At 66.7% G+C, this 22,770-nt stretch carries 21 protein-coding genes and 1 tRNA gene; 10 read left to right on the forward strand and 12 right to left on the reverse strand.

Translation table 11 applies throughout. From position 1 onward, the window contains the following. Positions 1–2 precede the first annotated feature (2 nt). Genes ON062_RS12990 through ON062_RS13015 form a run of 6 tightly spaced genes read right to left on the reverse strand, consistent with a single transcriptional unit; the run spans position 3 to position 7,107 of the window. Entirely contained in the window at positions 3–1,727 is a 1,725-nt protein-coding gene (locus tag ON062_RS12990) for a serine/threonine-protein kinase (RefSeq protein WP_274647561.1), read from the reverse strand. Beyond that, entirely contained in the window at positions 1,724–3,184 is a 1,461-nt protein-coding gene (locus ON062_RS12995) for a penicillin-binding protein 2 (RefSeq protein WP_274647562.1), read from the reverse strand. The genes ON062_RS12990 and ON062_RS12995 overlap by 4 nt, the downstream gene beginning before the upstream one ends. Further along, positions 3,181–4,575, reverse strand: coding sequence for an FtsW/RodA/SpoVE family cell cycle protein (locus ON062_RS13000; RefSeq protein ID WP_274647563.1), 1,395 nt, complete (start codon positions 4,573–4,575; stop codon positions 3,181–3,183). Before ON062_RS13000 ends, ON062_RS12995 begins: the two co-directional genes overlap by 4 nt. Continuing rightward, positions 4,572–5,810, reverse strand: coding sequence for a PP2C family serine/threonine-protein phosphatase (locus ON062_RS13005; RefSeq protein ID WP_274647564.1), 1,239 nt, complete (start codon positions 5,808–5,810; stop codon positions 4,572–4,574). The genes ON062_RS13000 and ON062_RS13005 overlap by 4 nt, the downstream gene beginning before the upstream one ends. 17 nt (positions 5,811–5,827) lie before the next feature. Further along, positions 5,828–6,367 (reverse strand): FHA domain-containing protein, encoded by a 540-nt coding sequence (locus tag ON062_RS13010; protein ID WP_274647565.1) that lies wholly within the window; start codon positions 6,365–6,367, stop codon positions 5,828–5,830. Further along, positions 6,364–7,107 carry a DUF3662 and FHA domain-containing protein gene (locus ON062_RS13015; RefSeq protein WP_274647566.1) on the reverse strand — a complete coding sequence of 248 codons (744 nt, stop codon included), beginning with the start codon at positions 7,105–7,107 and terminating at the stop codon, positions 6,364–6,366. Before ON062_RS13015 ends, ON062_RS13010 begins: the two co-directional genes overlap by 4 nt. Before the next feature lie 165 nt (positions 7,108–7,272). On the opposite strand from ON062_RS13015, the gene ON062_RS13020 reads away from it, so the two are divergent. Beyond that, positions 7,273–7,356: transfer RNA gene (locus tag ON062_RS13020), tRNA-Leu, on the forward strand. A 164-nt stretch (positions 7,357–7,520) separates the two neighbouring features. Next, entirely contained in the window at positions 7,521–8,315 is a 795-nt protein-coding gene (locus ON062_RS13025; RefSeq protein WP_274647567.1) for a CPBP family intramembrane glutamic endopeptidase, read from the forward strand. A 75-nt stretch (positions 8,316–8,390) separates the two neighbouring features. Here ON062_RS13025 and ON062_RS13030 read toward each other — a convergent pair whose 3' ends face one another. Both ON062_RS13030 and ON062_RS13035 read right to left on the reverse strand, forming a co-directional pair. Then, entirely contained in the window at positions 8,391–9,764 is a 1,374-nt protein-coding gene (locus ON062_RS13030; RefSeq protein WP_274647568.1) for an amidase family protein, read from the reverse strand. Further along, positions 9,761–10,399: a GntR family transcriptional regulator gene (locus ON062_RS13035; RefSeq protein WP_274647569.1), complete on the reverse strand. Its 639-nt coding sequence runs from the start codon at positions 10,397–10,399 to the stop codon at positions 9,761–9,763. Before ON062_RS13035 ends, ON062_RS13030 begins: the two co-directional genes overlap by 4 nt. 295 nt (positions 10,400–10,694) lie before the next feature. On the opposite strand from ON062_RS13035, the gene ON062_RS13040 reads away from it, so the two are divergent. Beyond that, on the forward strand, positions 10,695–10,901 hold the full coding sequence (locus tag ON062_RS13040; RefSeq protein ID WP_274647570.1) for a cold-shock protein: 207 nt from the start codon (positions 10,695–10,697) through the stop codon (positions 10,899–10,901). 133 nt (positions 10,902–11,034) lie between these two features. On the opposite strand, the gene ON062_RS13045 is transcribed toward ON062_RS13040, so the two are convergent. From ON062_RS13045 to ON062_RS13060, 4 genes are read right to left on the reverse strand one after another with little or no spacing between them, the layout of a single operon-like run. After that, positions 11,035–12,309: a hypothetical protein gene (locus ON062_RS13045; protein WP_274647571.1), complete on the reverse strand. Its 1,275-nt coding sequence runs from the start codon at positions 12,307–12,309 to the stop codon at positions 11,035–11,037. A gap of 16 nt (positions 12,310–12,325) precedes the next feature. Then, positions 12,326–13,015: an HAD hydrolase-like protein gene (locus ON062_RS13050; RefSeq protein WP_274647572.1), complete on the reverse strand. Its 690-nt coding sequence runs from the start codon at positions 13,013–13,015 to the stop codon at positions 12,326–12,328. A gap of 36 nt (positions 13,016–13,051) precedes the next feature. Next, positions 13,052–13,747 carry an endonuclease NucS gene (gene nucS, locus ON062_RS13055; RefSeq protein ID WP_274647573.1) on the reverse strand — a complete coding sequence of 232 codons (696 nt, stop codon included), beginning with the start codon at positions 13,745–13,747 and terminating at the stop codon, positions 13,052–13,054. A 34-nt stretch (positions 13,748–13,781) separates the two neighbouring features. Further along, positions 13,782–15,008: an MFS transporter gene (locus ON062_RS13060; protein WP_274647574.1), complete on the reverse strand. Its 1,227-nt coding sequence runs from the start codon at positions 15,006–15,008 to the stop codon at positions 13,782–13,784. Positions 15,009–15,061: 53 nt separating this feature from the next. Between ON062_RS13060 and ON062_RS13065 the strand changes: the two genes are divergently transcribed. Genes ON062_RS13065 through mnhG form a run of 7 tightly spaced genes read left to right on the forward strand, consistent with a single transcriptional unit; the run spans position 15,062 to position 22,542 of the window. Beyond that, on the forward strand, positions 15,062–16,156 hold the full coding sequence (locus ON062_RS13065; RefSeq protein WP_274647575.1) for a LacI family DNA-binding transcriptional regulator: 1,095 nt from the start codon (positions 15,062–15,064) through the stop codon (positions 16,154–16,156). 52 nt (positions 16,157–16,208) lie between these two features. Next, on the forward strand, positions 16,209–19,145 hold the full coding sequence (locus tag ON062_RS13070) for a Na+/H+ antiporter subunit A (RefSeq protein WP_274647576.1): 2,937 nt from the start codon (positions 16,209–16,211) through the stop codon (positions 19,143–19,145). Further along, complete coding sequence (locus tag ON062_RS13075) at positions 19,142–19,696, forward strand: Na(+)/H(+) antiporter subunit C (RefSeq protein WP_274647577.1); 555 nt, start codon at positions 19,142–19,144, stop codon at positions 19,694–19,696. Before ON062_RS13070 ends, ON062_RS13075 begins: the two co-directional genes overlap by 4 nt. Continuing rightward, positions 19,693–21,303, forward strand: a complete 1,611-nt coding sequence (locus ON062_RS13080; RefSeq protein ID WP_274647578.1) for a Na+/H+ antiporter subunit D — start codon at positions 19,693–19,695, stop codon at positions 21,301–21,303. Before ON062_RS13075 ends, ON062_RS13080 begins: the two co-directional genes overlap by 4 nt. After that, positions 21,300–21,923 (forward strand): Na+/H+ antiporter subunit E, encoded by a 624-nt coding sequence (locus tag ON062_RS13085; RefSeq protein ID WP_274647579.1) that lies wholly within the window; start codon positions 21,300–21,302, stop codon positions 21,921–21,923. Before ON062_RS13080 ends, ON062_RS13085 begins: the two co-directional genes overlap by 4 nt. Then, positions 21,920–22,189, forward strand: coding sequence for a monovalent cation/H+ antiporter complex subunit F (locus tag ON062_RS13090; protein WP_274647580.1), 270 nt, complete (start codon positions 21,920–21,922; stop codon positions 22,187–22,189). The genes ON062_RS13085 and ON062_RS13090 overlap by 4 nt, the downstream gene beginning before the upstream one ends. Then, positions 22,186–22,542: a monovalent cation/H(+) antiporter subunit G gene (mnhG, locus tag ON062_RS13095; protein ID WP_274647581.1), complete on the forward strand. Its 357-nt coding sequence runs from the start codon at positions 22,186–22,188 to the stop codon at positions 22,540–22,542. Before ON062_RS13090 ends, mnhG begins: the two co-directional genes overlap by 4 nt. The last annotated feature ends 228 nt before the right edge of the window (positions 22,543–22,770 follow it).

The raw sequence follows: 22,770 nt of genomic DNA on the forward strand, positions 1-22,770 counted from the left end.
CCTCAGGGGGTCGGTGCGGGAGTGGCGGCCGCCGTGATCGTCGCCTGCGCCTGCGGCGACTCGTCCGAATCGCGGGCATCCGATCCCGTGCACGTCACCGTGTAGGTGATGAACAGCGACTGGCCCGCGGCGTCGCTCACCACGACATCGACGGGTCGCTGCGTCGGGCCGAACGATGCCTGGGCGTTACCGGTCTCGGTGAACGTGCCGTTCACGGCCGTCAGGTTGTACGAGCTGACCGAGCCGGTGCCGGACGGGCACGTGAAGGCCGACCAGTTGACCTGAACGGTCGAACCCGCCTCGACGCTGCTCGCGGAAGCACCGCCGACCTCGATCACAGCGGCGCCCGGGGCCCCGATGTCAGTCAGCGGGCCGTAGTGCGTCAGAACCAATTCGCGATCCTTCGGGACGTTGCCCTGCGGCTCGAACGCGTACACCGTGTCGACTTCGCTATCGGTGCTCGCGGCGTTGCCGGCCTGACAGGTGACGGTCTCCATTCCGGCATCCAAAGCTTCGGCGCGCGCGTCGTCGCAGTTCATTCCCTGGAGGCCGAGCGCGTTCACATCGACCGTCGTCGCCGTCGGCGTCGTGCTCGGGGTCGGAGTCTTCGACTGCGTCGGGGTGGCCGTCGATGTGCTCACCGAGGGGGTGGGCTCGGGGCCTCCCTGGCCGGCCAGCAATGCCCAGATCGTGCCACCCAGAACGAGGAGCAGCAGCACGATCAGCGCGATCAGAGGCCACGTCCACGGGCTGCGCTTCTTCTTTTCAGGTTCGACGGGTGCTGCGACCGCGTCTTCGGTGGTCAGCAGTTGCGTAGCGGCGGCGGTGTCGGCGCTCGCTGTGAGCAACTTCGTCGCGTCGTCCATCCCGGCGGCGATCATCGGGACGGCGGCGGCGGCCGCGGCCATGTCGCCGCGGCGAAGAGCCGTGGCGGCGCGGGCAACAGCCGCAGAGGATGCCGGACGATCTTCCGGCTTCTTGGCGATCATCGCCATCACGAGGTTCTGGACGGGCTCTGCGACCGTCGGGGGCAACGGTGGCGGCTGCTCGTTGATCTGCGCCATCGCGATGGCGACCTGTGACTCGCCGGTGAAGGGGCGACGTCCCGCAAGGACCTCGTACGCGACGATGCCCAGGGAGTACGTGTCGGTGGCGGGTGATGCCGGGTGGCCCGACGCCTGCTCGGGCGACAGGTACTGAACCGTGCCCATGACCTGGCCGGTCGCGGTGAGCGGAACCTGGTCGGCGATGCGTGCAATACCGAAGTCGGTGATCTTCACCCGGCCGTCGGGGGTGATCAGCAGGTTCCCCGGCTTGATGTCGCGGTGCACGAGTCCGGCGGCGTGAGCGGCCTGGAGAGCCGCGGCGGTCTGCGCGGTGATGTCGAGGGTCTTGTCGGTCGACAGCGAACCCTCGCGCTCGAGGATTGTCGAGAGGGCTTCGCCGGGGACGAGCTCCATGACGAGGAACGCGCTGCCGTTCTCCTCGCCGTAGTCGAAGACACTCGCGATGCCTTCGTGGTTGACGAGGGCAGCATGACGGGCCTCGGCGCGGAAGCGCTCGAGGAAGCCCGGGTCGCCCATGTACTCGTCTTTGAGAATCTTGATGGCGACCGTGCGGCCGATGACGTGGTCTGTGGCTTCCCACACCTCGCCCATGCCGCCGATCGCGATACGCGAATCCAGCTCGTAGCGGCCACCGAAGGTCACACCTTGCGTTGGTCTCATTTGCTCAGCACCGCCTCCATGACCTTCTTTGCAATCGGCGCCGCGAGCGTGTTGCCGCTCCCCGATTGCCCTTGCCCGCCACCGTCTTCCACGACGACAGCTACCGCGACCTCTGGATTCTCCGCGGGCGCGAACCCCGTGAACCACAGCGTGTACGGATTGCTGTCGCCGTTCTCCGCGGTTCCAGTCTTCCCCGCCACGTCGACGCCCTCTATTCTTGCACCCGACGCGGCGCCGTCACTGACATTGGCCACCATCATCGCGCCCATCTCGGCCGCAATGTCGGGTTCGAGTGCTCGAGAGTACTCGGTGCTCTCGATCGTCTGCTGCACCGTGAGATCCGGCGCGATAACGCGTGAGACCATCCGGGGGTTCATGACGATGCCGTCATTCGCGATCCCGGCCGAGACCATAGCCATCTGCAACGGGGTCGCGGTGACCTGCCCCTGGCCGAACCCACTCAGCGCCGTCTGCGCATCGTCCAGGGCTCGCGGGTAGATCGACGGCGTCGAGACGAGAGGGATTTCGAACGAGCTGTTGAATCCGTACTTCTCGGCTTCTTCGCGAATCGCTTCATCGCCGAGTTCGACGGCGAGCTCCGCGAACGGAATGTTGCAGCTCAGGCGCAGGGCGTCGGCGATCGTCACTTCGTCGCCTGACCCACACGTGCCGCCGCTGGCGTTGCTCACGACGCTCGAGGACTGCGGCAACTGATAGCGCGCCGGGTTCGGCAGTTCCGATTCCGGCGTGTAGTCGCCAGAGGCGAGAGCAGCGGATGCCACGACCAACTTGAACGTCGATCCGGGCGGGTTCAGGTTGCCGGCGATCGCGCGATTGAACAGTGGGTTGGCCGGGTCATCGATCAACGAGTCGTAGTAGGCGTTCGTGCTGTCGGCATTATGCGCTGCCAACTCGTTGGTGTCGAAGGACGGGCTGGTGACCATGGCGAGCACCTCGCCGGTCTGGGGGTCGAGGGCGATCACCGCACCCTGGAGGTCGCCGAGGGCTTCGTAGGCGGCGCGCTGCACATCGGCATCCAGAGTCAGCACAACGTTCGACCCTCGTGGGGGCTGGCCGGTGAAGATCCGCTCGACGCGGGTGAAGAACTGCGACCCGGCGGTGCCGCTGAGGACCTGGTTCATGGACTGCTCGATACCCGGGTTAGACGACCCCAGCACGGGGTTCACCCAGCCGGTGACGCTCGCCCACATCTCTGCATCCGGGTATACCCGCTGCCACGAGTAGACATCGCCGGAGCTTACGGAGGACGCGATCGCCGAACCGCTGGCGATGATGGACCCGCGCTGCACTTCGTACGAGTCGTAGAGGGCGCGCTTGTTTTCGGGATTCTCGGCGAGAGCATCCGAGTGAATCACTTGAATCCAACTCGTCGAGGCGAACAGCGCGATCACCATGGCGAGCAGAACGAAGCTCAGGCGGCGAAGCTCTTTGGTCATCCGATCACCACCCGCGGTCGCGAGCGCACCGAGTCCGAGATGCGCAGCAGAATCGCGACGATGATCCAGTTCGCCACGAGGGACGAACCTCCCGCGGCGAGGAACGGGGTGGTGAGCCCCGTGAGGGGAATGACGCGCGTCACACCGCCGACCATGATGAACACCTGCAGGCCGATCGTGAACGACAGACCCGTTGCCAGGAGCTTTCCGAAGTCGTCCTGACCGGTGAGGCCGATGCGGATGCCGCGGCTGGTGAACACGATGTACAGGCACAGGATGGCGAACGCGCCGATGAGGCCGAGTTCTTCACCGAGGCTCGGGAAGATGTAGTCGCTCTCGGCGACGGGGGTGAGGTACGGGCGACCCTGACCGAGGCCGGTGCCGAGCAGTCCACCGTGCGCCATGCCGAAAATCCCCTGCACGAGCTGGTAGCTGCCGCCCGGGGCCTCGATGACGGCGGGATCGAAGGCGTGGATCCAGTTCTCGAAGCGACCGCGCACGTACGGCAGCACCTGCACGGCAACGGCGGCGCCGGCCGCGACGAGGACCAGGCCCATCAGCACCCAGCTGGTCTTGCCGGTGGCGACGTAGAGCATCGCGACGAACATTCCGAAGATGAGGACGCCGGTGCCCAGGTCTCGCTGCAGCACGATGATGCCCAAGGAGATCAGCCAGACGACCAGCAGCGGGCCGAGTTCTCGGGCGCGTGGCCAGGTGAGTCCCATGAAGCGGGTTCCCACCGAGGCAAGCGACTCACGGGTACGCACGAGATAGCCCGCGAAGAAGATCGCCAGGGCGATCTTGGCCAGTTCGCCCGGTTGGAACGAGAAGATGCCCACCGAGATCCACACGTTGGCATTGGCATCCGTGCTGAGGAAGGGAATGAACGGCAGGAGGAGCAGGCCGATACCGACGAAGCCCGCGATATAGGTGTAACGGAAGAGGACACGGTAGTTGCGCAGCACGAGCGCGACGAGGATCGCGCACGCCAGTGCGATCGCGGCCCACGCGAGCTGGCGCGTGGAGTAGGCGTCCCACCCCTGACGTTCCCAGTGGATGTCGAGGCGGTAGATCTCGGCGAGTCCGAGGCCGGTCAGCAGCGTTGCGATCGGGACGACGAACGGATCGGCGTCTCGTGCGCGAAGGCGCAGCAGTACGTGCAGCGCGAGGACCAGGACCGGGAGCACGCATGAGGCGAGGAGGAAGGTCCACTCGATCGCGCCGATCGCTCCCAGCTGCACCAGAGCGATGGCGCTGGCGTTGATCACGAAGACGAAAATGAGCAGCGCCAATTCGCGGTTGCGCTGAGTCTGCGGGATGCGGATCTTGCGCAGGGCACGGACGACCGCGGTGTCGGTCGACAGGGCGTCTTGCGTTGCGGTGTCGCTCACGAGCCTCCTCCCGCCAGTTCATCGATCGATGCGACGATACGGCGCGCGTCTGAGAGAGAACTCGCTGAGATGGTCTGCTCGACGGTGGCGCGCGCGAAGTCCGACAGCGACGCCAGCGGAATCTCGGTGTCTTCGTAGGGGGTGGATAGCGAGATCGGGCCGATGCTCTGCTGCACGCCCTGGTAGATCACGACGCTGTCTTCATCTGCGCCCACGAAGTAGCGGGTCTGCGTGTACTCGTACCCCGCCCACAGCGCTGCCCCGATGAGTGCGAGCACCAGGACGAAGCCGACCGACCAGCCGATGCGGCGTCGGCGTGCGCGACGCTTGTCTTCTTCGATGAGCTCCTCGAGGAACTCGGGCGCTGGTTCGAAGTGCGTGGGTTCATTCGCCGCTTGACGCCCCGGGTGCAGCCAGCTCGTTCGTCCGGGCCGTGCCGCCGGTACTTCGATGCCGGTCGGGTTCGATGCCGAGCCGACGATCGTGGGGGTTCCCGAGAAGATCGGATGCTGCCCCCCGACATCGACGAGGACGATCGTCACGTTGTCGGGAGCGCCGCCATCGAGCGCCTGCTTCAGCAGGCTGTCGGCGGTGCGGCCCGGTGCTTGCCCCAGGGCGAGAGCCTTGCGCGTGTGCGCGTCGTCGACGACGCCCGACAGTCCGTCCGAGCACAGCAACCAGCGGTCGCCGGGCTGCGTGGGCATGATGAAGGTGTCGAGCTCGGGATCGGGGTCCATGTCGCCGAGAACGCGCATGAGAACCGAACGCCGTGGGTGGTACCGCGCCTCTTCGGGCGTGATCCTGCCGGAATCCACCAACTTCTGCACGAACGTGTGGTCGGTCGTGATCTGGGTGAGAGTGTCATCCCGATACAGGTAGATGCGCGAGTCGCCGATGTGCGCGATCACGGCGTACTCGTCCACCATGATCAGCGCGCTCACCGTGGTGCCCATCCCGGCCAACTCGGGCCGGGTGTGCACGGTGTCGATGAGGTCCGTCGCGGTGTCGGCGATCGCATCCTGCAGCGCGCGCTCGGCGGCGACGGTCGATTCGTAGGGCTCGTCCAGGTTGCGCAGGCGGTTCACTGCGATGCTCGAGGCGACGTCCCCTCCGGCGTGGCCGCCCATGCCGTCGGCGACGACGAACAGGTTCGATCCGGCGTAACCGGAGTCCTGATTGTTGGAGCGCACCTTGCCGGTGTGCGAGATCGCGACGCTCGAGCCCTGAAAGACCATGAAGAAGGAGCCGCCCGCTACTTCCGCAGCTCGAAGGTCGTGGCGCCGACCTTGATCGGCGCGCCTTCGAGCACGGGTACGGGTGTGGCCACCCGCGTGCCGTTGTGCCACGTCCCGTTGGTGGAGTCGAGATCCTGGAGCATCCATTGTTCGCCCCACAACACCAGGCGCGCGTGGTGGCTGGAGGTGTAGTCATCGCGGATGACCAGACCCGATTCGCTTGAGCGGCCGATCGTGAGCGGCTCTGAGCCCAGCGGCAGTTCGAGCCCGGACTTCGGCCCGCTCGTGATGACGATGCGCGATACCGACGATGTCGTGGCGGGGGCGCCCTTACGAGCGGCCGGCGTCACGGGAGGTGCTACGGGTGCGGTGGCGTTCTTCGGCGGAGCCGATGCCGCGGGTGAAGGGCTCGCAGCCGGCGCCGCGGCGGGCTCCGGCATCCGGCGCACCTTCACGCCGAACAGATCGGCGCGCAGCGAGTAGATGACGGCGAACACGAAAGCCCACAACAGCACCAGGAATCCGATGCGCAGCAGAAGCAGGGTCAGTTCACTCATGCGAGCGGGCCTTGATCGTCGAAGGAGTATGCCCGGGTGGCGTCGTCAGCCGACATCGTGGGCTTGGGAGGAGCGGACTGCGCGACCACACGGAAGACGATATCGGTTCGCCCGATGCGTACCGTCGAGTCGGGGGCGAGCGCGGCTTCTGTCACCTTGGTGCCGTTGAGTTGGGTGCCGTTGGTTGAGCCGAGATCGCGGACCATTGCGCGCTCGCCGTCCCACAGGATTTCGACGTGTTTGCGCGAGGTTCCGGCATCCGAAATGGTGATGTCGGCATCGCTGCCGCGACCGATCACGGTGCGCGACTTCGACAGGGTGTGCCGCTTGCCTTCGACATCGACGACACCGCGCCACGCGACCTTGCCGCCCTGTGCGGTGGAGGAGGTCACGGCCAGAGTGCCCGCGGAGCGGTTATCGTCGCGCACGAGAGAGATCGACACGTTCCCGGCGAACGAGTAGCCCTGGGCATTCGCGTGGGAGCGCACCAGGGTGTGCAGTTCGTCGATGAGTGCGCTGCCGAGCGAGGCCATGCGCTCCTCGTCAGCGGGTGAGAGCTGCACGACGAAGGTGTTCGGCGCGAGGATGCGGTCGCGAGAGACCACGGCGGCCTTCTTGTCGAGTTCGCTGCGCAGGGCAGAGGCGATTTCGACGGGCTGGATGCCGCTGCGGAAGGTCTTCGCGAAGGCGCTGTTCACAGCGCGTTCGAGACCTTTCTCGAAACTGTCAAGTAGTCCCACGGAGCTCCTCGGAGGGGGTTGCCGGTTGGTACATGCTAGTTGCAGAGTCTGGATCGGCGCGGAAAGGGTCCACACCCACATTCGTGAGGGCGGCCCCGTTCGAGGGTAGTGCAGAAGGCGTGATATCCTCGGGAAGTTGAGTTGATGGAAACAGATGCTCGGCACGCGCGAGTGGCGGAATAGGTAGACGCGCTGGCTTCAGGTGCCAGTGCCCGCAAGGGCGTGGGGGTTCAAGTCCCCCCTCGCGCACGCGAATGAAATGGCCCCTGACCTGGGATTTTATCTCTCGGGTTGGGGGTCTTTCGCGTCGGAGGTGCGAGAAAAAGCGCTAAGCCTTCGGAGGGTGGCCGCGGTCGCCGCTTGTGTGCGTGGGAAATGGGGCATGTGCTCACCTCTCCCGCCCGGCCCAGTTCATGGGTGAAGCAGCGACCCTAAAGAACACTGCTGGGCGTGCGTGGCGTCTACTGGCGGTGCGGCTGGGCCTGATCCTGGTCGTGACCCTGGTGATGTGGCTTATCATTCGGGCTACCAGCGGGATCGAGTCGTTCCCACCGAGTACGACGTGGGCGACGCTCGGCCTCTTGCCCGTGAACGTGCTCTGCCTGGTGATGGTGCGCAAGTTCTATCGTGATGAAGGAGTGTCGCTCAGCGCAGCGCTCGGCATTCAGAAGGGGCGCATCGGTCGAGACGTCCTGTGGGGGCTGCTTTGGCTCTTTGTGCTGAACGTGCCGTTCATGGCAGTGGTGGCTGGCACGGTGTTCGCGCTGTACGGAAGCGATGCACCCTCCGCGTTTGCCAAGATCTTCTTTGACGCGGAGTCATCTGTTCAGATGGAGCCAGCGCTTCTGCTCGTCATCTCGCTCGTGGCGGTGGTGCCGTTCATGCTGATCAATGCTCCGACAGAGGAGCTTGTCTTCCGCGGCTACAGCTTGGACGGGATCGCGTCGCGCTGGGGCGGCGCAGCAGCGATCCTCGCAACGTCACTGGTGTTCGGCGCTCAGCACATCCTTTTCGCGGCCACTGTTCCGGGCATGCTCGTCTACTTCATCGCGTTCACCGTGTGGGGTCTGTGCGCAGCGATCATCGTGCGCAGGCAAGGACGCCTGTTGCCTGTGGTGATCGCCCACTGGATCGTGAACATCATGATGTCCTCTCCGGCGATCATCCTTCCGATCCTGCAATTCTCGGGTGTCATCCCGGTGTTCTGAATCTGTCACGCGTTCCCGAGATGGGCGGCGAAGCGGGTCACGGCTACGGTGACGGCTTCACCGTCGCGTGCGTGTTCAGTGGGGCAGCACGGGCGCGGGAATCTCCCGCGCGATGTGCTCGGCGAAGGCAATCGTCGTGAGGTCGCGGCGATGCGCTCCGATGACCTGCACCGACAGCGGAAGCCCCTCAGCGGTGACGCCGACGGGAACAGCCGTCGCCGGCAGATTCGCGTATGTCGCGAGGGACGGCCAGATCAACTGCGGTTCATACCGTTCGTCGCGCCCGTTGATCTTCAGCCGGCGCAGGTCGTAGTCGGGTTCGTCGATGTGCTCGAACGCCACAGTGCCGAACGTCGGGGTGAGCACGACATCGAAATCTTCGAACAGACGCGCCCACTGTTGCCTGACTGCCTGCTGTCGGTCGAGCAGTTCGAACCAGTCGCGCACCGGCATCGACGGCGTGCCTTCGGGGGTGCGGCGCGAACCGACCGCGGCGAGCATCAGCCGGTAGTCCTCGAGCAGAGCGGGAAGATCGGGAACGAGGTCGCTCGAGCGTGCGACGACCGCGCCCGCGGCGGCGATGCGCTCAGCGGTCTCGTCCACGGCGCGCTGGATGACGGCATCCGTGGGAGCGGATGGATGCTCGGTGAGTACGAGCACACGGTAGTCGCTCAGCCGCGTGTGCGGCGAGGGGGGCAGCGTGAGTCCGGTGAACGGCGACAGGTCGTCCGGGCCGGCGACGATCTCGAGAGCCAGTGCGAGATCCCGCGCAGATCGAGCGAGCGGACCGATGACTGCCAGCGGCGGGGCGACGCCCTCCCACCCACCGGGGGCGTGACCGCTTGAGGGCACGATCCCCCACGTGCTCTTGTGACCGAACACCCCCGTGAACGCGGCAGGTACCCGGACGGAACCGCCGATATCGGATCCGACCTCGAGCGCTGAGTAGCCGAGCGCGAGGGCGGCGGCGGAGCCGCCCGATGATCCGCCGGGCGTGCGCGACAGGTCGTAGGGATTGTTCGTGCGCCCGTAGATCGGATTGTCGCTCTGCCAATCGTTCAGGTCGACGGGCACGTTCGTCTTCCCGATGACGACGGCACCGGCATCCGTCAACCTGCGAACGATCAGCGCGTCGCGCTCGGCACGGTGCCCCGCGAGATCAGGCACACCCCACGTGGTGGGGTGGCCCGCGAGGTCGAAGCTCTCCTTCACCGTGATCGGCACACCGCACAGCGGTCCGCCCGTCCCCGCGGCGATCTGCGCATCTGCTGCCTGCGCATCGCGACGAGCGCGATCATCGTCGCGCACGATGACGGCATTTACCAGAGGGTCGATGCGGTCGACGCGCTCGAGCGCGGCATCCACCAAATCAATCGAGCGCACCTCACCGCGCCGCAGGGCGGAGGCGAGATCGACCGCCGACGCGCGTGAGTAGTCCGCGAGGGTCATGCGAACCCGTTGATCTCGCGGAGTTTGTGCTCGGCTCCCTCACCGTCGCGATTCGCGATGGCTTCGCGGAACTCTTGGTACGCGGCCGTGCGTCCTAGTGGGCACTCGAGAAACGGTCGCCATGCCGACGCATTGCGTCGGATGGCGATTTCGGCTTCGCGCATGAACGTGAGGACGGCGGTGTTTTCGGATGCCCGGGTGACCGTCGTGAAGAAGTCGACGCTCGCCTCCCACAGGCCGTCGCGGTCGTCCTGACTCGAGGCGTGGATCATGGCATCCACGCCTTCGAGGGCTTCAGTGAGAACGTCGTCATCGCAGCGCACGACGGCCATGCGCACGGCAATGCCCATGAGGTACGAGACGAACTCGAACAGGTCGGATTGGGTCTTGTCGTTCGGCATCGACACGCGCGTGTACTTATGAGGAACGACTTCGACCATGCCGGTGCGCTCGAGCCGCTGCAGGGCTTCACGAACCGGGGTGCGCGAGACGCCCATGCGCTGGGCCAGGTCGTGATCGCGCAACTGTTCGCCCGGGAGGAGGGTGCCGTCGATGATGGCTTGGCCGAGGCGCTGATACACCTCATCACCGAGGACCGTGCCGCGCGGGTCGAGAGGGGCGAACGGGACTGTCATGAGCGGCACTAGTGTACGCCCCATCTTCGGCGCAACTTTCCCTCGCAGGGGGACTCATATATCGGTACGATGAGCGTGTCACGCTTTGCGTGGCCTATCCGGGGGGATCCGTCGACGCCCGGGCTTCGAGCTTCGCTCAGCCCGGGCGTCAGATGGTTAAGCCGTCACGCTCTCCTGAACGTCGTGCAACGTTTAGATCACCATCGGATTTCGACCCTCGCTGTCAGTGGTACTGCGCCACTAGCGTGGATCACGATCGGCGCAGGTGGCGTCGACGAAGGAAGAACGGCAAGTAATGAGTACGCAGGGCACCGTCAAGTGGTTCAACTCGGAGAAGGGTTTCGGTTTCATCGCTCCCGATGAAGGCGGCGCCGACGTTTTCGCGCACTACACCGCGATCGCAGCGAGCGGCTACCGCTCACTCGAAGAGAACCAGCGGGTTGAGTTCGAGATCGCGCAGGGTCCCAAGGGCCTCCAGGCGGAGAACATCCGCCCCCTCTGAGCTCACTGACCGAGCACACTTCGCTCGGCTCACACGAAGCCGCGGCGCACTTCTTTCGGGAAGAGTGCTGCGGCTTCGTTCGTTTCGGCGCGGCGCGATTGCAGCTGTGACGTCGTGTCGGTGAGTTCGCTCATCAGGGCCTCCGGGGCGTGTGCATTCCGGCGTAGTTGGCAAGGGCCTGCGCATCCTCGGCGAGAAGCCGAGCGCGTCGAGCGGTGTCGAGGGCCTCGACGGGGTCGGCGAGTTGCCGCGCCGAGGCGAGGGCTGCCTGCGCGGCGATCAGACGCGAGCGGGCGTCGGCGTCCACTCGTCCGTGCCCGACGGCAGCCTCGGCGTGGGCGATCGCGTTGCGCGCAGAGGCGAGAGTCCCCGGCAACGCGGTGCGCGCGTTGCGTATGCGCTGCTGAGCGGTTTGCGCGTCCGAGAGCGCAAGGTCGAGGCGGTCGCGCACGCGGGCGATGCGATCCACGGCGTGGGTCGGCCGGCGCGCGGCATCCACTTCGATCTTGTCGAGTTCGTCGGCGCAGGAGCGCAACTCGACACCAAGCCGTTCCGAGGCGTCCTCGTCGAGATGCTCGCGTGTGACGAGCCCCTGCCGGATCGCGGTGCGCGCGGCGGTGAGCTCATCGGGGAGGGCGAGCGAGGCCTGCATCGCCAGGCGGTGTGCTTCCTCGAGCGTGCGCGCGTCTGCTTGTGCCGTTCGGATGCTGCGCTCGGCAGCCGCGAGCTCTGGCAGTGCGGTGCGAGACGGATCGCTGGCGCGTTCTTCAGCCTCGGTGACGTGTGCCTCAGCGTCTTCGAGCGCGGCGAGGGCGCCTCGTGCCGCGTCGGCGGCGGGTTGCCATTCGTCGGGCTCGAAGCGGGCCGACATTTCGGCGACCAGGGCTTTCGGGTCACCGATCGTCGCGCGCAGTTCATCGAGCCGCTGACGCGTGGCGGCGACTTGCTGGGCGGCCGACAGGTTCGCCGTCATCCAGTCGGCGTGCTCGGTGCGCGCCTTCGCGATCAGGGCGAGAGCGCCAGCGGCGTTCTTCTCGATGAGCGCGGCCGCACGCCTGATCTCGCGCGGGTGCATGTCAGCGGCGCTGCAGTCTTCGAATCGTGCGAACTCTTCGTCGCGCACGCGTTGTGCGTTCAGCCGCGCGCGGCGCAGGGACGTCGGCGCATCACCGCCGTAGAGCGCGCCAGAGAGCCCGACCTCGAGATCGAGTTCGTCGACGGCGTCATCGAGTCGCACGAGCGTGATGCCCGCGGCGGAGCGCAGTCGGTCGGCCTCGGCCCGAGCTTTCGGTGAGCGATGCGCGCGGCGCACAGCCCAGACGGTGATGGTCAGGGCGAGCGCCGTGATGACGAACACCACGAGGGCGGGGACGAGCCACTGCAAAATCGCAGCGACGATCTCTGCCATGCGCCCTCCTCCTGGTTCAGTCTGTCGCGGTGTCGTCGTCAAGCAACAGCAATGCGCGCAGTTCGTCGATCGTGTCGACGGCGGCTTGCGCTCCCTCGGACTCGTGCGGCCAGCTGAAACCCCAGCGCACGAAGATCACCGGGACACCGTGTTCGGCGCCGCCTTCGACGTCGTGATGGCGGTCGCCCACGAGCACGGGGCGAGACGTGTCGACGCCCGCCGCGCGTAGCCGGCGCAGCGCCTCGGCGACGATGTCGGCCTTGGCGCTGAGGGTCTTTTCGTCCTGGGTCGCCCCGGCGATGGCGGTGAGATCGGTGGCCAGGTCGAAGTGCTCCATGAGTGCGACGACCTGCACTTCGGGCTTCGAACTCGCGGTGGCCTGGGGGACTCCGGCCGCGGCGACGTCGTGAATGAGGTCTGCCACACCGTCGAAAAGCTTCGCGCCGGTCGTGTAGCCGTCGGCTTTGCCGAGCACACGGTAGAACGACACCGCTTCTGTCGCCTCGTCAGGGGTCATGCCGACGTTGGCTTGGAACGATTCGAACATCGGCGGGCCGATCCAGTGCACAAGTTCGGCGCGGGTCGGTTCAGGCTTGCCGAAGTGTTCGAGAGTGATCGTCAATCGCCGCAGGATGCCGTCTGAAGCATCCACGATCGTGCCATCGACATCCCACAGGATGCAGGTCCAGTTCGAGCGAATCGTCACGCCTTCACGCTACCGGCTGATCAGAACAGGCGCGGATCAGAACAGACGCGGTGCCCCCGACTCGGTGCCCTTCATGCCGTCGTAGTCGAGGGTTACGCAGCGGATGCCGCGGTCGGTGGCCAGAACCTTGGCTTGTGGTTTGATCTCCTGCGCGGCGAAGACTCCGGTTACCGGCGCGAGGTGAGGATCGCGGCCGAGCAGTTCGAGGTAGCGCGTGAGCTGCTCGACGCCGTCGATGTCGCCGCGGCGCTTGACCTCGACGGCGATCGTGCCGCCGTTCGGGTCGCGCAGCAGCAGATCGACCGGTCCGATCGCGGTGGGGAATTCGCGCCGCACGAGGGTCAGTCCATCGCCGATCACATCGACCTGTTCGGCGAGGAGGCGCTGCAAGTCGGCCTCGACGCCGTCTTTCTGCAGGCCCGGATCGATGCCGAGCTCGTGAGTGGAGTCGTGCAGAACCTCGTAGATGCGCACGAGCAGGGCGTCGCCGGTCTTCGCGTGCGTCACGCGCCAGTGCTCGATCACTCCCGCCGACGCGGACTCGTCGTCGGGCTGCTCGACGTCGAGGCGGCAGGGCGGGCTCATCCAGTTGAGCGGCTTGTACGAGCCGCCGTCGGAGTGGACCAGCAGGCTGCCGTCGCCCTTGTGCACGAGCAGACGGGTGGCAAGCGGAAGGTGTGCCGTCAGGCGACCGGTGTAGTCGACCGAACAGCGGGCAATGACAAGACGCACCCGAAGAGCCTAGCCGTCGGCGTGCGCCGGGATGTCAGTGCGTGTGCCCGACGCCGACCTTGGATCCCGCGATCGGCTTGGCCGCTCCCGATGAGAATCCGGACAGGGCGATGAGGCCCACGATGATCCACAGTGTCGGCAGGATGCCGATCTCGTGGCTGATCCAACCCAGCACCGGCGGCCCGCACAGGAACGCCAAGTACCCGATCGTGGCGGCGGCCGACACCGACGCCGCGGCCTTCGTCGGGTCATCGGCTGCGGCGGACATGCCCAGCGGGAATCCGAGGGAGGCGCCGGCGCCCCACAGGGCGACACCGACGAGCGCGAGCGGCGTGGACGGCGCGAGGATGAACAGGATCAAGCCCGAGGCGGCGGCAACAGCGAGGATCCGGAGCGTCCACACGCGGCCGATGCGGTCGACGAGCGGACCGCCGACGATACGGAACACCGTCATCGCGACGGAGAAGATGGTGAGCGCGATGGCGCCCATTGCCTCGGTCTCGCCGTGGCCGTCGACCATCGCGATCGTCAGCCAGTCGTTCGCGCTGCCCTCGGCAAATGCCATGCCGAGCATGATCGCGCCGATGGCGTAGGTGCGCGGATCACGCCACACGGTGAGCGCCTCGGCGAATCTCTCACGACGCGAGGTGGTGGTCGCGGGCGCGTCGTTCACCGCTTCGCGCACCGGTACCGATCGCAGCGCGATGAGCCCGGCCGCCAGCACGAGAAGCCCCACCGCCCACAGATGCCACGCAACGCCCACGCGAGCCGCGGCCATCACGATGCCGATCCCGGCGCCGGCGACCGTGCCGAGGCTGAAGAACGCGTGGAACAGGGGCATCAGTGTGCGCTCGAACGCCTGCTCCACGGCGGCGGCTTCGACGTTCATCATGACGTCGGTGGCGCTCATGCCGATGCCCATGAGGCCCAGCCCGACCGCCGCGACCGCGTAGGAGCCGAGGAACTGCACACCGATCCCGACAACGATCACGCCGAGCGAGAAGGCGATGATCGTCATGAACATGCCGCGCCGTGCGCCCCACCGGACCACGATGATGTTCGCGAGCGAGAGGCCCACGATCGATGCGGCGCCGGCGACGAACAGCAGCACGCCGATCTGCAGATCGTTGATGCCCAGATCGACCTTGACCGCCGGAAGCCGCGACGCCCAGGACGCGAAACCGAGACCGGTCGCGAAGAAGATCGTGAAGATGGCGGCGCGCCAGCGGACGAGCTGCGCGCGGGAGAGATCGTGTTCCACCGCCACAGCCTACCGAATCGATTCGATGCCTGGCGGGGTAGGATCGACACCCTATGAGCGTGCGCCGAGCAACCATCGCCGATGTCGCCCGTGAGGCAGGGGTCTCGCCGTCGACGGCATCGGTGGTCTTCAGCGGAAAGGCCGCGGTGTCGGATGCCACGCGCCAGCGCGTGCTCGACGCTGCGACAAGCCTCGGGTACACCGGTCCTGATCCCCGTGCCGCGTCGCTGCGGCGCGGGCGCTCGGGGATCGTGGGCGTGGTGTTCGAGGAGCACCTCGGCACGGCCTTTCTCGACCCCGTGAAGACCCTCATGATGGACGGCCTCGCCGACGGCGTCGCGCCGATCGACGCGGGTCTCCTTCTCCTCAAGGAAGACCCGCTCGCCGATCCGTCGCAGGCAGGCGGCGCTACCCTCACGACGGCGCCGATCGACGCGGCGGTGCTGATCGGCTGCAGCGGCAGGCTCGCAGAATCGCTCGAGACTCTGGGTGCGCGCGGCATTCCCGTGGTGGTGATCGAAGGGGATGCAGGCCCCGGCATCCCTCGCGTGCATTTGGACAACCGCGAGGCACAGCGCCACGCGGCCAGCCATGTGCGCTCGCTCGGGCACGAGCAGGTGGCAATCGTGGCACTCCCGGCACGCGCGGGCTGGAGTGCCGGGTGGCTGGATGCTGAGGCCGACATCGATATCGACGTCACGCGCGAGCGCCTCGCGGGGGCGCATGAGGTGTATCCGGACGCACCGGTGTACTCGGCCGCCGGCAGCTTCATCGACGAGGGGCTGGCGGCCGGCCGCGTGATCTTCGCCGACCCGGCGAATCGCCCGACCGCAGTCATCGCGCAGAGCGACCTGCTCGCCGCCGGCGTCATCCGTGCGGCTGAGGAGGCGGGCCTCGATGTTCCCGGTGACGTGAGCGTCACGGGGTTCGACGGCATCACCGTCGATGGCCTCGAGGGCTACACCCTCACGACACTCGTGCAACCGGCCACCGAGAAGGGTCGCGCGGCCGGTCGAGCCGTTGCCGCGATGATCGAGGGGCAGGATGCCGCGACCGTGCACTTCACGTGCGAATTCCGCGAGGGGAATACGACCGGCCCCGCGCCATCGACACCCGTGCGACCGGTAGACTCACCCCCGACACCCTGATCGCCAGAGCCCGCGCCCTCGGCCGGCCGACGACCACGAGGAGGCCACTTTCGTGCTTCTCGTGCTTGGCGCGTTCGCCATCGTCCCGATGGTTCTGCCCTGGATCGCCCGCCGCATCGGTGCCCGGGTGTTCTGGTTCGCGGCACTCTTGCCGACAGTGGCTTTCGTGCACGCGGCGGCACTGTCGCCCGTCGTGATCGCCGGTGGCATCCCGTTCGAGACATACACCTGGATTCCCACACTCGACATTGCGCTATCGATGCGGATGGACACGCTGTCGTGGGTGATGACGCTGATCGTTACCGGAATCGGTGCGCTGGTCATGATCTACTGCCGCTGGTACTTCGCCGACAAGACCGAAGGCCTCGGGCAGTTCTCGGCGGTACTGCTCGCCTTCGCCGGGGCGATGTACGGCCTGGTGCTCACGGACGACCTGGTGATCCTGGTGCTCTTCTGGGAGATCACCAGCGTCCTGTCGTACTTGTTGATCGGCTACTACCATCGCCGAGCAGCCAGTCGCCGTGCGGCCCTGCAAGCCCTGCTCGTCACCACGCTCGGCGGGCTCGTCATGCTCATCGGCGTCGTGCTGATGGTCGTGCAGGCGGGGACCTCGAGCATTTCGACGATCCTCGCGGAAGCACCTACGGGTCTGGTCGTCGACGTCGCCCTGGTGCTGCTGCTCGTCGGCGCGCTCAGCAAGTCGGCGATCTTCCCGTTCCACTTCTGGCTGCCCGGCGCCATGGCCGCCCCGACCCCGGTCAGCGCCTACCTGCATGCGGCCGCCATGGTGAAGGCCGGTATCTACCTGATCGCCCTCCTGGCACCCGTGTTCGCATTCGCGCCCACGTGGCGACCACTCGTGATCGGCCTCGGCCTCTTCACGATGCTGCTCGGTGGATTCCAGGCGCTGCGCGAGAGCGACCTCAAGCGCATTCTGGCGTTCGGCACGGTCAGCCAGCTCGGCATGCTCACGGTGGCCCTCGGTTACGGCACGCGCGACGTCGCGCTCGCCGGGCTTGCCTTGTTGCTCGCCCACGCGCTGTTCAAGTCGGCGCTCTTCCTGATCGTCGGCATCATCGACCGGCAACTCGGCACGCGCGACATCGGCGAACTCTCGGGGATCGGCCGTCAGGCGCCCGTTATGGCGACGGCCGCCTTCATCTTGATCGGCTCCATGGCCGGCGTCTTTCCGACGATCGGGTTCGTCGCCAAGGAGGGCACGCTTACCGGTTTGCTCGAGGATGCCACCGGTGGTTCCCTGTGGGGAGGCCTCGCGCTGGGTGGCATCGCGTTGGGATCCGCGCTCACGGCGGCGTACGGCATCCGATTCCTCTGGGGCGCTTTCTGGACGAAGAAGGACCCGGCCGGTGATCGCCGGGCCCCGATCGAGTGGCCCAAGACCCCGATGGGCTTCCTCGCAGCCCCGGTCATCCTCGCCGTGCTGACCGTGGCCGGCGGGCTGGGAGCGTCGCTCCTGGACGCGCCGCTGGCCGGATACGCCGACCTGTCGCCGCTGGCTTCGCCGGGCGCCGCGACGCCCGAGCACGTGGCGCACCTCGCGCTGTGGCACGGGTTCGAACCCGCGCTATGGATCTCGTTGGCGTCCCTCGCCGTCGGGGCCGCATTCTTCTGGATCACCGCGCGGCGCTCGTTCGCCAAGCGCGTGCTGCCGTTCACCGCGAGCGACGTCTACAACCTGGTGCTACGCGGTATCGCGCGCCTGTCGGTGGTCACCACGGGCCTCACTCAGCGCGGCTCGCTGCCGGTGTACGTCGGCACGATCTTCGTGGTGTTCGTCGCTGCCGAAGCAACGGCGCTGCTCGCCGGCAGCGACCTGCGCGCCCAGCTCGACGCCTACCAGACGCCGATGCAGCTCGTCGTCGCACCGATCATGATCGTCGCAGGCCTCGTCGCGGTGCGCGCGCGCAAGCGCTACACGGGTGTCGTGCTCGTCTCGGTCACGGGGCTCGGCATGGTGCTGCTGTTCGCGACGAGTGGCGCGCCCGACCTCGCGCTGACCCAGATCCTCGTCGAAACGGTCACCCTCGTGGCCTTCGCGCTCGTTCTGCGCCGCATTCCCTCGCGCATGGGTTCGCACAACGCCTCGGTTGCGCCGTTCCTGCGCGCGGTGATTGCCGGCGCCGTGGGCCTCACCATGGGTGTTGTGGCAGTGGTCGCCACGGCCGCACGCGACACGACACCGATCTCGGAGCGCTTTCCCGACCTGGCCTACACGCTCGGTCACGGCAAGAACGTCGTAAACGTCGCCCTGGTCGACCTGCGCGGCTGGGACACCATGGGGGAGTTGTCTGTTCTGATCCTCGCGGCGACGGGCGTGGCATCCCTCGTCTTCGTCACCCATCGCTCCGACACGCTCTCACGCGTGGACGCGCTGCCGGTGGCGGTCGCGCGCACGCGCACCCCGCTCGTCGAGACCGACCAAGGCACGCAGCCCCGCTCACCCGGCGGCAGCACCCGCACCGCGTGGCTGATCGGTGGGCAGAAGATCCGCCCAGAGAATCGCGCGATTCTGCTCGAGGTGATCGTGCGCGTGCTGTTCCACACGATCATCATCGTGTCGCTGTACCTGCTGTTCGCCGGTCACAATCTGCCGGGCGGAGGATTCGCTGCCGGGCTAGTCGCGGGCATGGCGCTCGTCATGCGCTACGTCGCCGGCGGGCGCTATGAACTCGGTGCCGCCGCGCCCACCGATGCCGGTCGCCTGCTGGGCGTCGGGATGACGATCGCGGTGGCGTGCGCCATCGTGCCGATGTTCTTCGGCGCCGCGCCGCTCACCAGCGCTTTCGTCGAAACCACGATTCCCGTGTTCGGGCACGTCGAGTTCGTCACGTCGACGATCTTCGACATCGGCGTCTACCTCGTCGTGATCGGCCTCGTGCTCGATGTGCTGCGCAGCCTCGGGGCCGAGGTTGATCGTCAATCGATGGATGCCGCGGGCGTCCACACCGCGGCGGTGAGCACCCGATGAGCGTCTCCCTCGTCCTGATCGTCATCATGGCTGTGCTCTTCGCGTGCGGTGTCTACGCGATGCTCGAGCGCAGCCTGACGCGTGTGTTGATCGGGTTCCTGCTCCTCGGCAACGCGACCAACCTGCTTTTGCTCATCGTGATGGGCGATCCGGGGGTTGCGCCGTTCTTCGGCTCGGCCGATGTGAGCGAGATGTCGGACCCGCTGCCCCAGGCCCTCACGCTCACCGCCATCGTCATCACCTTTGCGATCTCGGCATTTCTGCTTGCTCTCATCTATCGGTCGTGGCAACTCGGACAAGCCGACACCGTGCTCGACGACGAGGCCGACATCGCGGTGCGCGAGGGAACGCCGGAGGTCGACGACACCTTCGACGAAGAGACCGAGATCGAAGACGAAGACGACGATGCGACCACCGACTTCATCGGGACGGAGACCTCTCCGATCCGGGTGCTGAGCGCACGCGACTTCGGTGCGATCCACAACGATGCCCCGACCGATCGCGGTGAGCGGGATTCTCCTGCGGACGACGACGGGGGTGAGGCGCGATGAGCTTCCTGTCGGATCTCGCACCCTCGTTGGTGCCCCTCCTGGTGACTCTGCCGCTGCTGGGTGCCGCCATCGCGCTGATCGCCGGGCGCCACCGCCGCACGCAGATCGTGGTGTCGGTCACGACGCTCAGCCTGATCACCGCGATCGCCGCGATCCTGCTCGCCGTCGTCGACTCGAGCAACCACGCGATCGCCGTCTCGGTGGGCGGCTGGCCGATCCCGTTCGGCATCGTTCTGTACGTCGATCGCCTGGCGGCACTGCTGGTCATGGTTTCGAGTATCGTGCTGCTCGCGGTGCTGCTGTTCTCCGTCGGCCAGGGGGCCGCCGACAACGACGACGACACCCCGGTATCGATCTTCCACCCGTCGTACCTGATCCTCGCGGCGGGCATCTTCAACGCCTTCATCGCCGGTGATCTGTTCAACCTCTACGTCGGGTTCGAGATCCTTCTCGTCGCGTCGTACGTGCTCATCACCCTCGGATCGACCGAGTCTCGCATCCGCACGGGCGTCGTTTACATCGTCGTGTCGCTGGTCTCGTCGATTCTGTTCCTCGCGGCGATCGCGATGATCTACGGGGCGCTCGGCACGGTGAACATGGTGCAGATCTCCGAACGCATGGGCGAACTGCCGCAGCAGACGCAGTTCGTGCTGCACGTGCTGCTGCTCCTCGCGTTCTCGATCAAGGCCGCCGTCTTCCCGCTGTCGTTCTGGCTGCCCGACTCGTACCCGACCGCGCCCGCGCCGGTGACGGCCGTGTTCGCCGGGTTGCTGACCAAGGTGGGCGTCTACGCGATCATCCGCACCGAGACCGAGATGTTCCTCGACAACGACGTCAACGTGTTGCTGCTGTGGGTCGCCCTGGCCACCATGATCGTGGGAGTACTGGGCGCGGTCGCGCAAGCAGAGCTCAAGCGCATCCTGTCGTTCACGCTCGTCTCGCACGTGGGTTACATGATCTTCGGCCTCGCGATCGCGACGCCTCTCGCGATCGGCGCCACGATCTATTACATGGTCCACCACATCGTGGTGCAGACCACGTTGTTCCTCGCGGTCGGACTGGTTGAGCGTCGCGCCGGCAGCACGTCGATCCTGCGCGTCAAGGGCCTCATGCGCGCCGCGCCGATCATCGCCGTGCTGTACTTCATCCCCGCGGTGAACCTCGGCGGTCTGCCGCCGTTCTCGGGTTTCATCGGCAAGTACGCCCTGTTCGACGCTGCGGCCGAAGTGGGTGGACCCCTCATGATGATCCTGATCGTGGGCGGCGTGGTCACGAGCCTCCTCACCCTCTACGCCCTCATGCGCGCATGGAACCTCGCGTTCTGGCGTGAAGAAGACGACTCGGCCGAGACCGAAGCACGCATCTCGTACCTCGGCGACGCTCCCGCCGCGACGATCTCCACCGAACGACGCGTCATCCCCAAGATCATGACGTTCGCCACCGCCGGAATGGTGGCCGTGACTGTCGCGCTGACGGTGTTCGCAGGGCCCCTCTATTCGATCTGCACGCGCATCGGCGACGCGCTACTGCAACCCGTGACCCTGGTGCAGCTCGAAGAAGAGCATGATGTCAGCACCGGCGACCAGGAGAAGGAGGTGCAACCATGAGCAGTGTGCCCTCGGCGACGGCATCCGATTCTCCGTCTTCCGCGATTTCGCGACGGAAGCCATGGACGCACCTGTGGCGGCAGCTGCCGTTCTTCGTTTGGTTGATCGCGGTGTGGATGCTGCTGTGGGGCCAGTTCACTCCGCTCGCATTCGTCACCGGGCTGATCGCCGCGATCGTCGTGACCCGGGTGTTCCGGCTTCCCCCCGTGGAGCTTTCGGGCCGCGTGAACCTTTGGTACGGCGCGCTGTTCGTTGGCGAGTTCATCGGCGCGCTGGTGGTCGGGTCGCTTACGGTTGCGTGGCAGGCGATCGATCTGCGCCGCCAACCGGGCGCCGCGGTGATCGCCGTGCAGTTGCTCACCGACGACGACTTGATCATGACGCACACGGCGGTCGCGGCATCCCTCGTCCCCGGATCCCTCGTGGTCGACGCCGATCGCGAACGGCGTGTGGTCTACCTACATGTCATCGGGGTGCGCAGCGACGCCGACGTCGAAAAGCAGCGCGCGCACGTGCTGCGATGGGAGCGGCGCATCGTCATGGCGGTCGGGTCACGGGCTCAGCTCGCCGCCGTCAATGGCGCGGTCGGTTCTGTGTCGGGGGACGGAGGCAGCGCATGAGTCCGCTTCTCATCGTGATCTACGTGGTCTTCACCGTCGCAGCCCTGCTGACGCTGTGGCGCATCATCGTCGGGCCGTCGATCCTCGACCGGGCCGTGGCGTCGGATGTGCTGCTGACCGAGATCATGTGCGTGATGGGTGCCGAGATGGCCATCAACCAGCACACCCGCACGCTGCCGGTGATGCTGGTGATCGCTGCCATCGGCGTCTTCGGATCGGTGTCGATCGCGCGCTTCGTCGCGAGAAGGGACAACGACGCGCAATGAATACCGCTCTCGATATCGCCGCCCTCGTGCTGATTCTCGCCGGCGCTCTGCTCTGCCTCACCGCCGCGATCGGTCTGTTGCGTTTTCGCGATGTGCCCTCGCGGCTGCACGCCGCGACGAAGCCTCAGGTATTGGGGTTGATTCTCATCTGCCTCGCGATCGCGCTGTCACTGCGGTCGTGGCCGGTCGTCGCTTTTCTCGTGCCCGTTGTGCTGATCCAGTTGGCGACGGCGCCCCTGTCGGCGCACATGATCGGCCGGCAGGCGTATCGCAACGGCACGATCGACCAGCAGGGCCTGTACGTCGACGAGCTCAGCGACTCGCGCCAGACGCCCCCCGCCGCCGGCGGCTGACGCACGCGGCGCTCCGCCCCCCTTCTCGCTCCGCCTCCCTTCGCTCCACCTCCCTTCGCTCCGCCCCCTCTTCGCTCCGCCTCCCTTTCGCTCCGCCCCCCTTTTCGCTCCGCCCCCCTTTTCGCTCCACCCCCAGGATCTGCAACAACCCGCAGCACATCCTGGGGGCGGAACGCGGGTGAGTCCCATAGCGTGGTGTCAATTCCCGCGGGGGTCCTCGGCGTTGTA

Origin of the sequence: Microbacterium sp. C7(2022) (assembly GCF_028823665.1) — a bacterium.
Classification (GTDB): domain Bacteria; phylum Actinomycetota; class Actinomycetes; order Actinomycetales; family Microbacteriaceae; genus Microbacterium.

Excerpts from the sequence above, each read along its gene's own strand:
- mnhG (WP_274647581.1), top strand. The coding sequence starts at position 22,186 with ATGAATACCGCTCTCGATATCGCCGCCCTCGTGCTGATTCTCGCCGGC.
- ON062_RS13085 (WP_274647579.1), top strand. The coding sequence starts at position 21,300 with ATGAGCAGTGTGCCCTCGGCGACGGCATCCGATTCTCCGTCTTCCGCG.
- ON062_RS13025 (WP_274647567.1), top strand. The coding sequence starts at position 7,521 with ATGGGTGAAGCAGCGACCCTAAAGAACACTGCTGGGCGTGCGTGGCGT.
- ON062_RS13005 (WP_274647564.1), bottom strand. The coding sequence starts at position 5,810 with ATGGTCTTTCAGGGCTCGAGCGTCGCGATCTCGCACACCGGCAAGGTG.
- ON062_RS13065 (WP_274647575.1), top strand. The coding sequence starts at position 15,062 with ATGAGCGTGCGCCGAGCAACCATCGCCGATGTCGCCCGTGAGGCAGGG.
- ON062_RS13035 (WP_274647569.1), bottom strand. The coding sequence starts at position 10,399 with ATGACAGTCCCGTTCGCCCCTCTCGACCCGCGCGGCACGGTCCTCGGT.
- ON062_RS13075 (WP_274647577.1), top strand. The coding sequence starts at position 19,142 with ATGAGCGTCTCCCTCGTCCTGATCGTCATCATGGCTGTGCTCTTCGCG.
- ON062_RS13090 (WP_274647580.1), top strand. The coding sequence starts at position 21,920 with ATGAGTCCGCTTCTCATCGTGATCTACGTGGTCTTCACCGTCGCAGCC.
- ON062_RS12990 (WP_274647561.1), bottom strand. The coding sequence starts at position 1,727 with ATGAGACCAACGCAAGGTGTGACCTTCGGTGGCCGCTACGAGCTGGAT.
- ON062_RS12995 (WP_274647562.1), bottom strand. The coding sequence starts at position 3,184 with ATGACCAAAGAGCTTCGCCGCCTGAGCTTCGTTCTGCTCGCCATGGTG.
- ON062_RS13030 (WP_274647568.1), bottom strand. The coding sequence starts at position 9,764 with ATGACCCTCGCGGACTACTCACGCGCGTCGGCGGTCGATCTCGCCTCC.
- ON062_RS13010 (WP_274647565.1), bottom strand. The coding sequence starts at position 6,367 with ATGAGTGAACTGACCCTGCTTCTGCTGCGCATCGGATTCCTGGTGCTG.
- ON062_RS13040 (WP_274647570.1), top strand. The coding sequence starts at position 10,695 with ATGAGTACGCAGGGCACCGTCAAGTGGTTCAACTCGGAGAAGGGTTTC.
- ON062_RS13080 (WP_274647578.1), top strand. The coding sequence starts at position 19,693 with ATGAGCTTCCTGTCGGATCTCGCACCCTCGTTGGTGCCCCTCCTGGTG.
- ON062_RS13045 (WP_274647571.1), bottom strand. The coding sequence starts at position 12,309 with ATGGCAGAGATCGTCGCTGCGATTTTGCAGTGGCTCGTCCCCGCCCTC.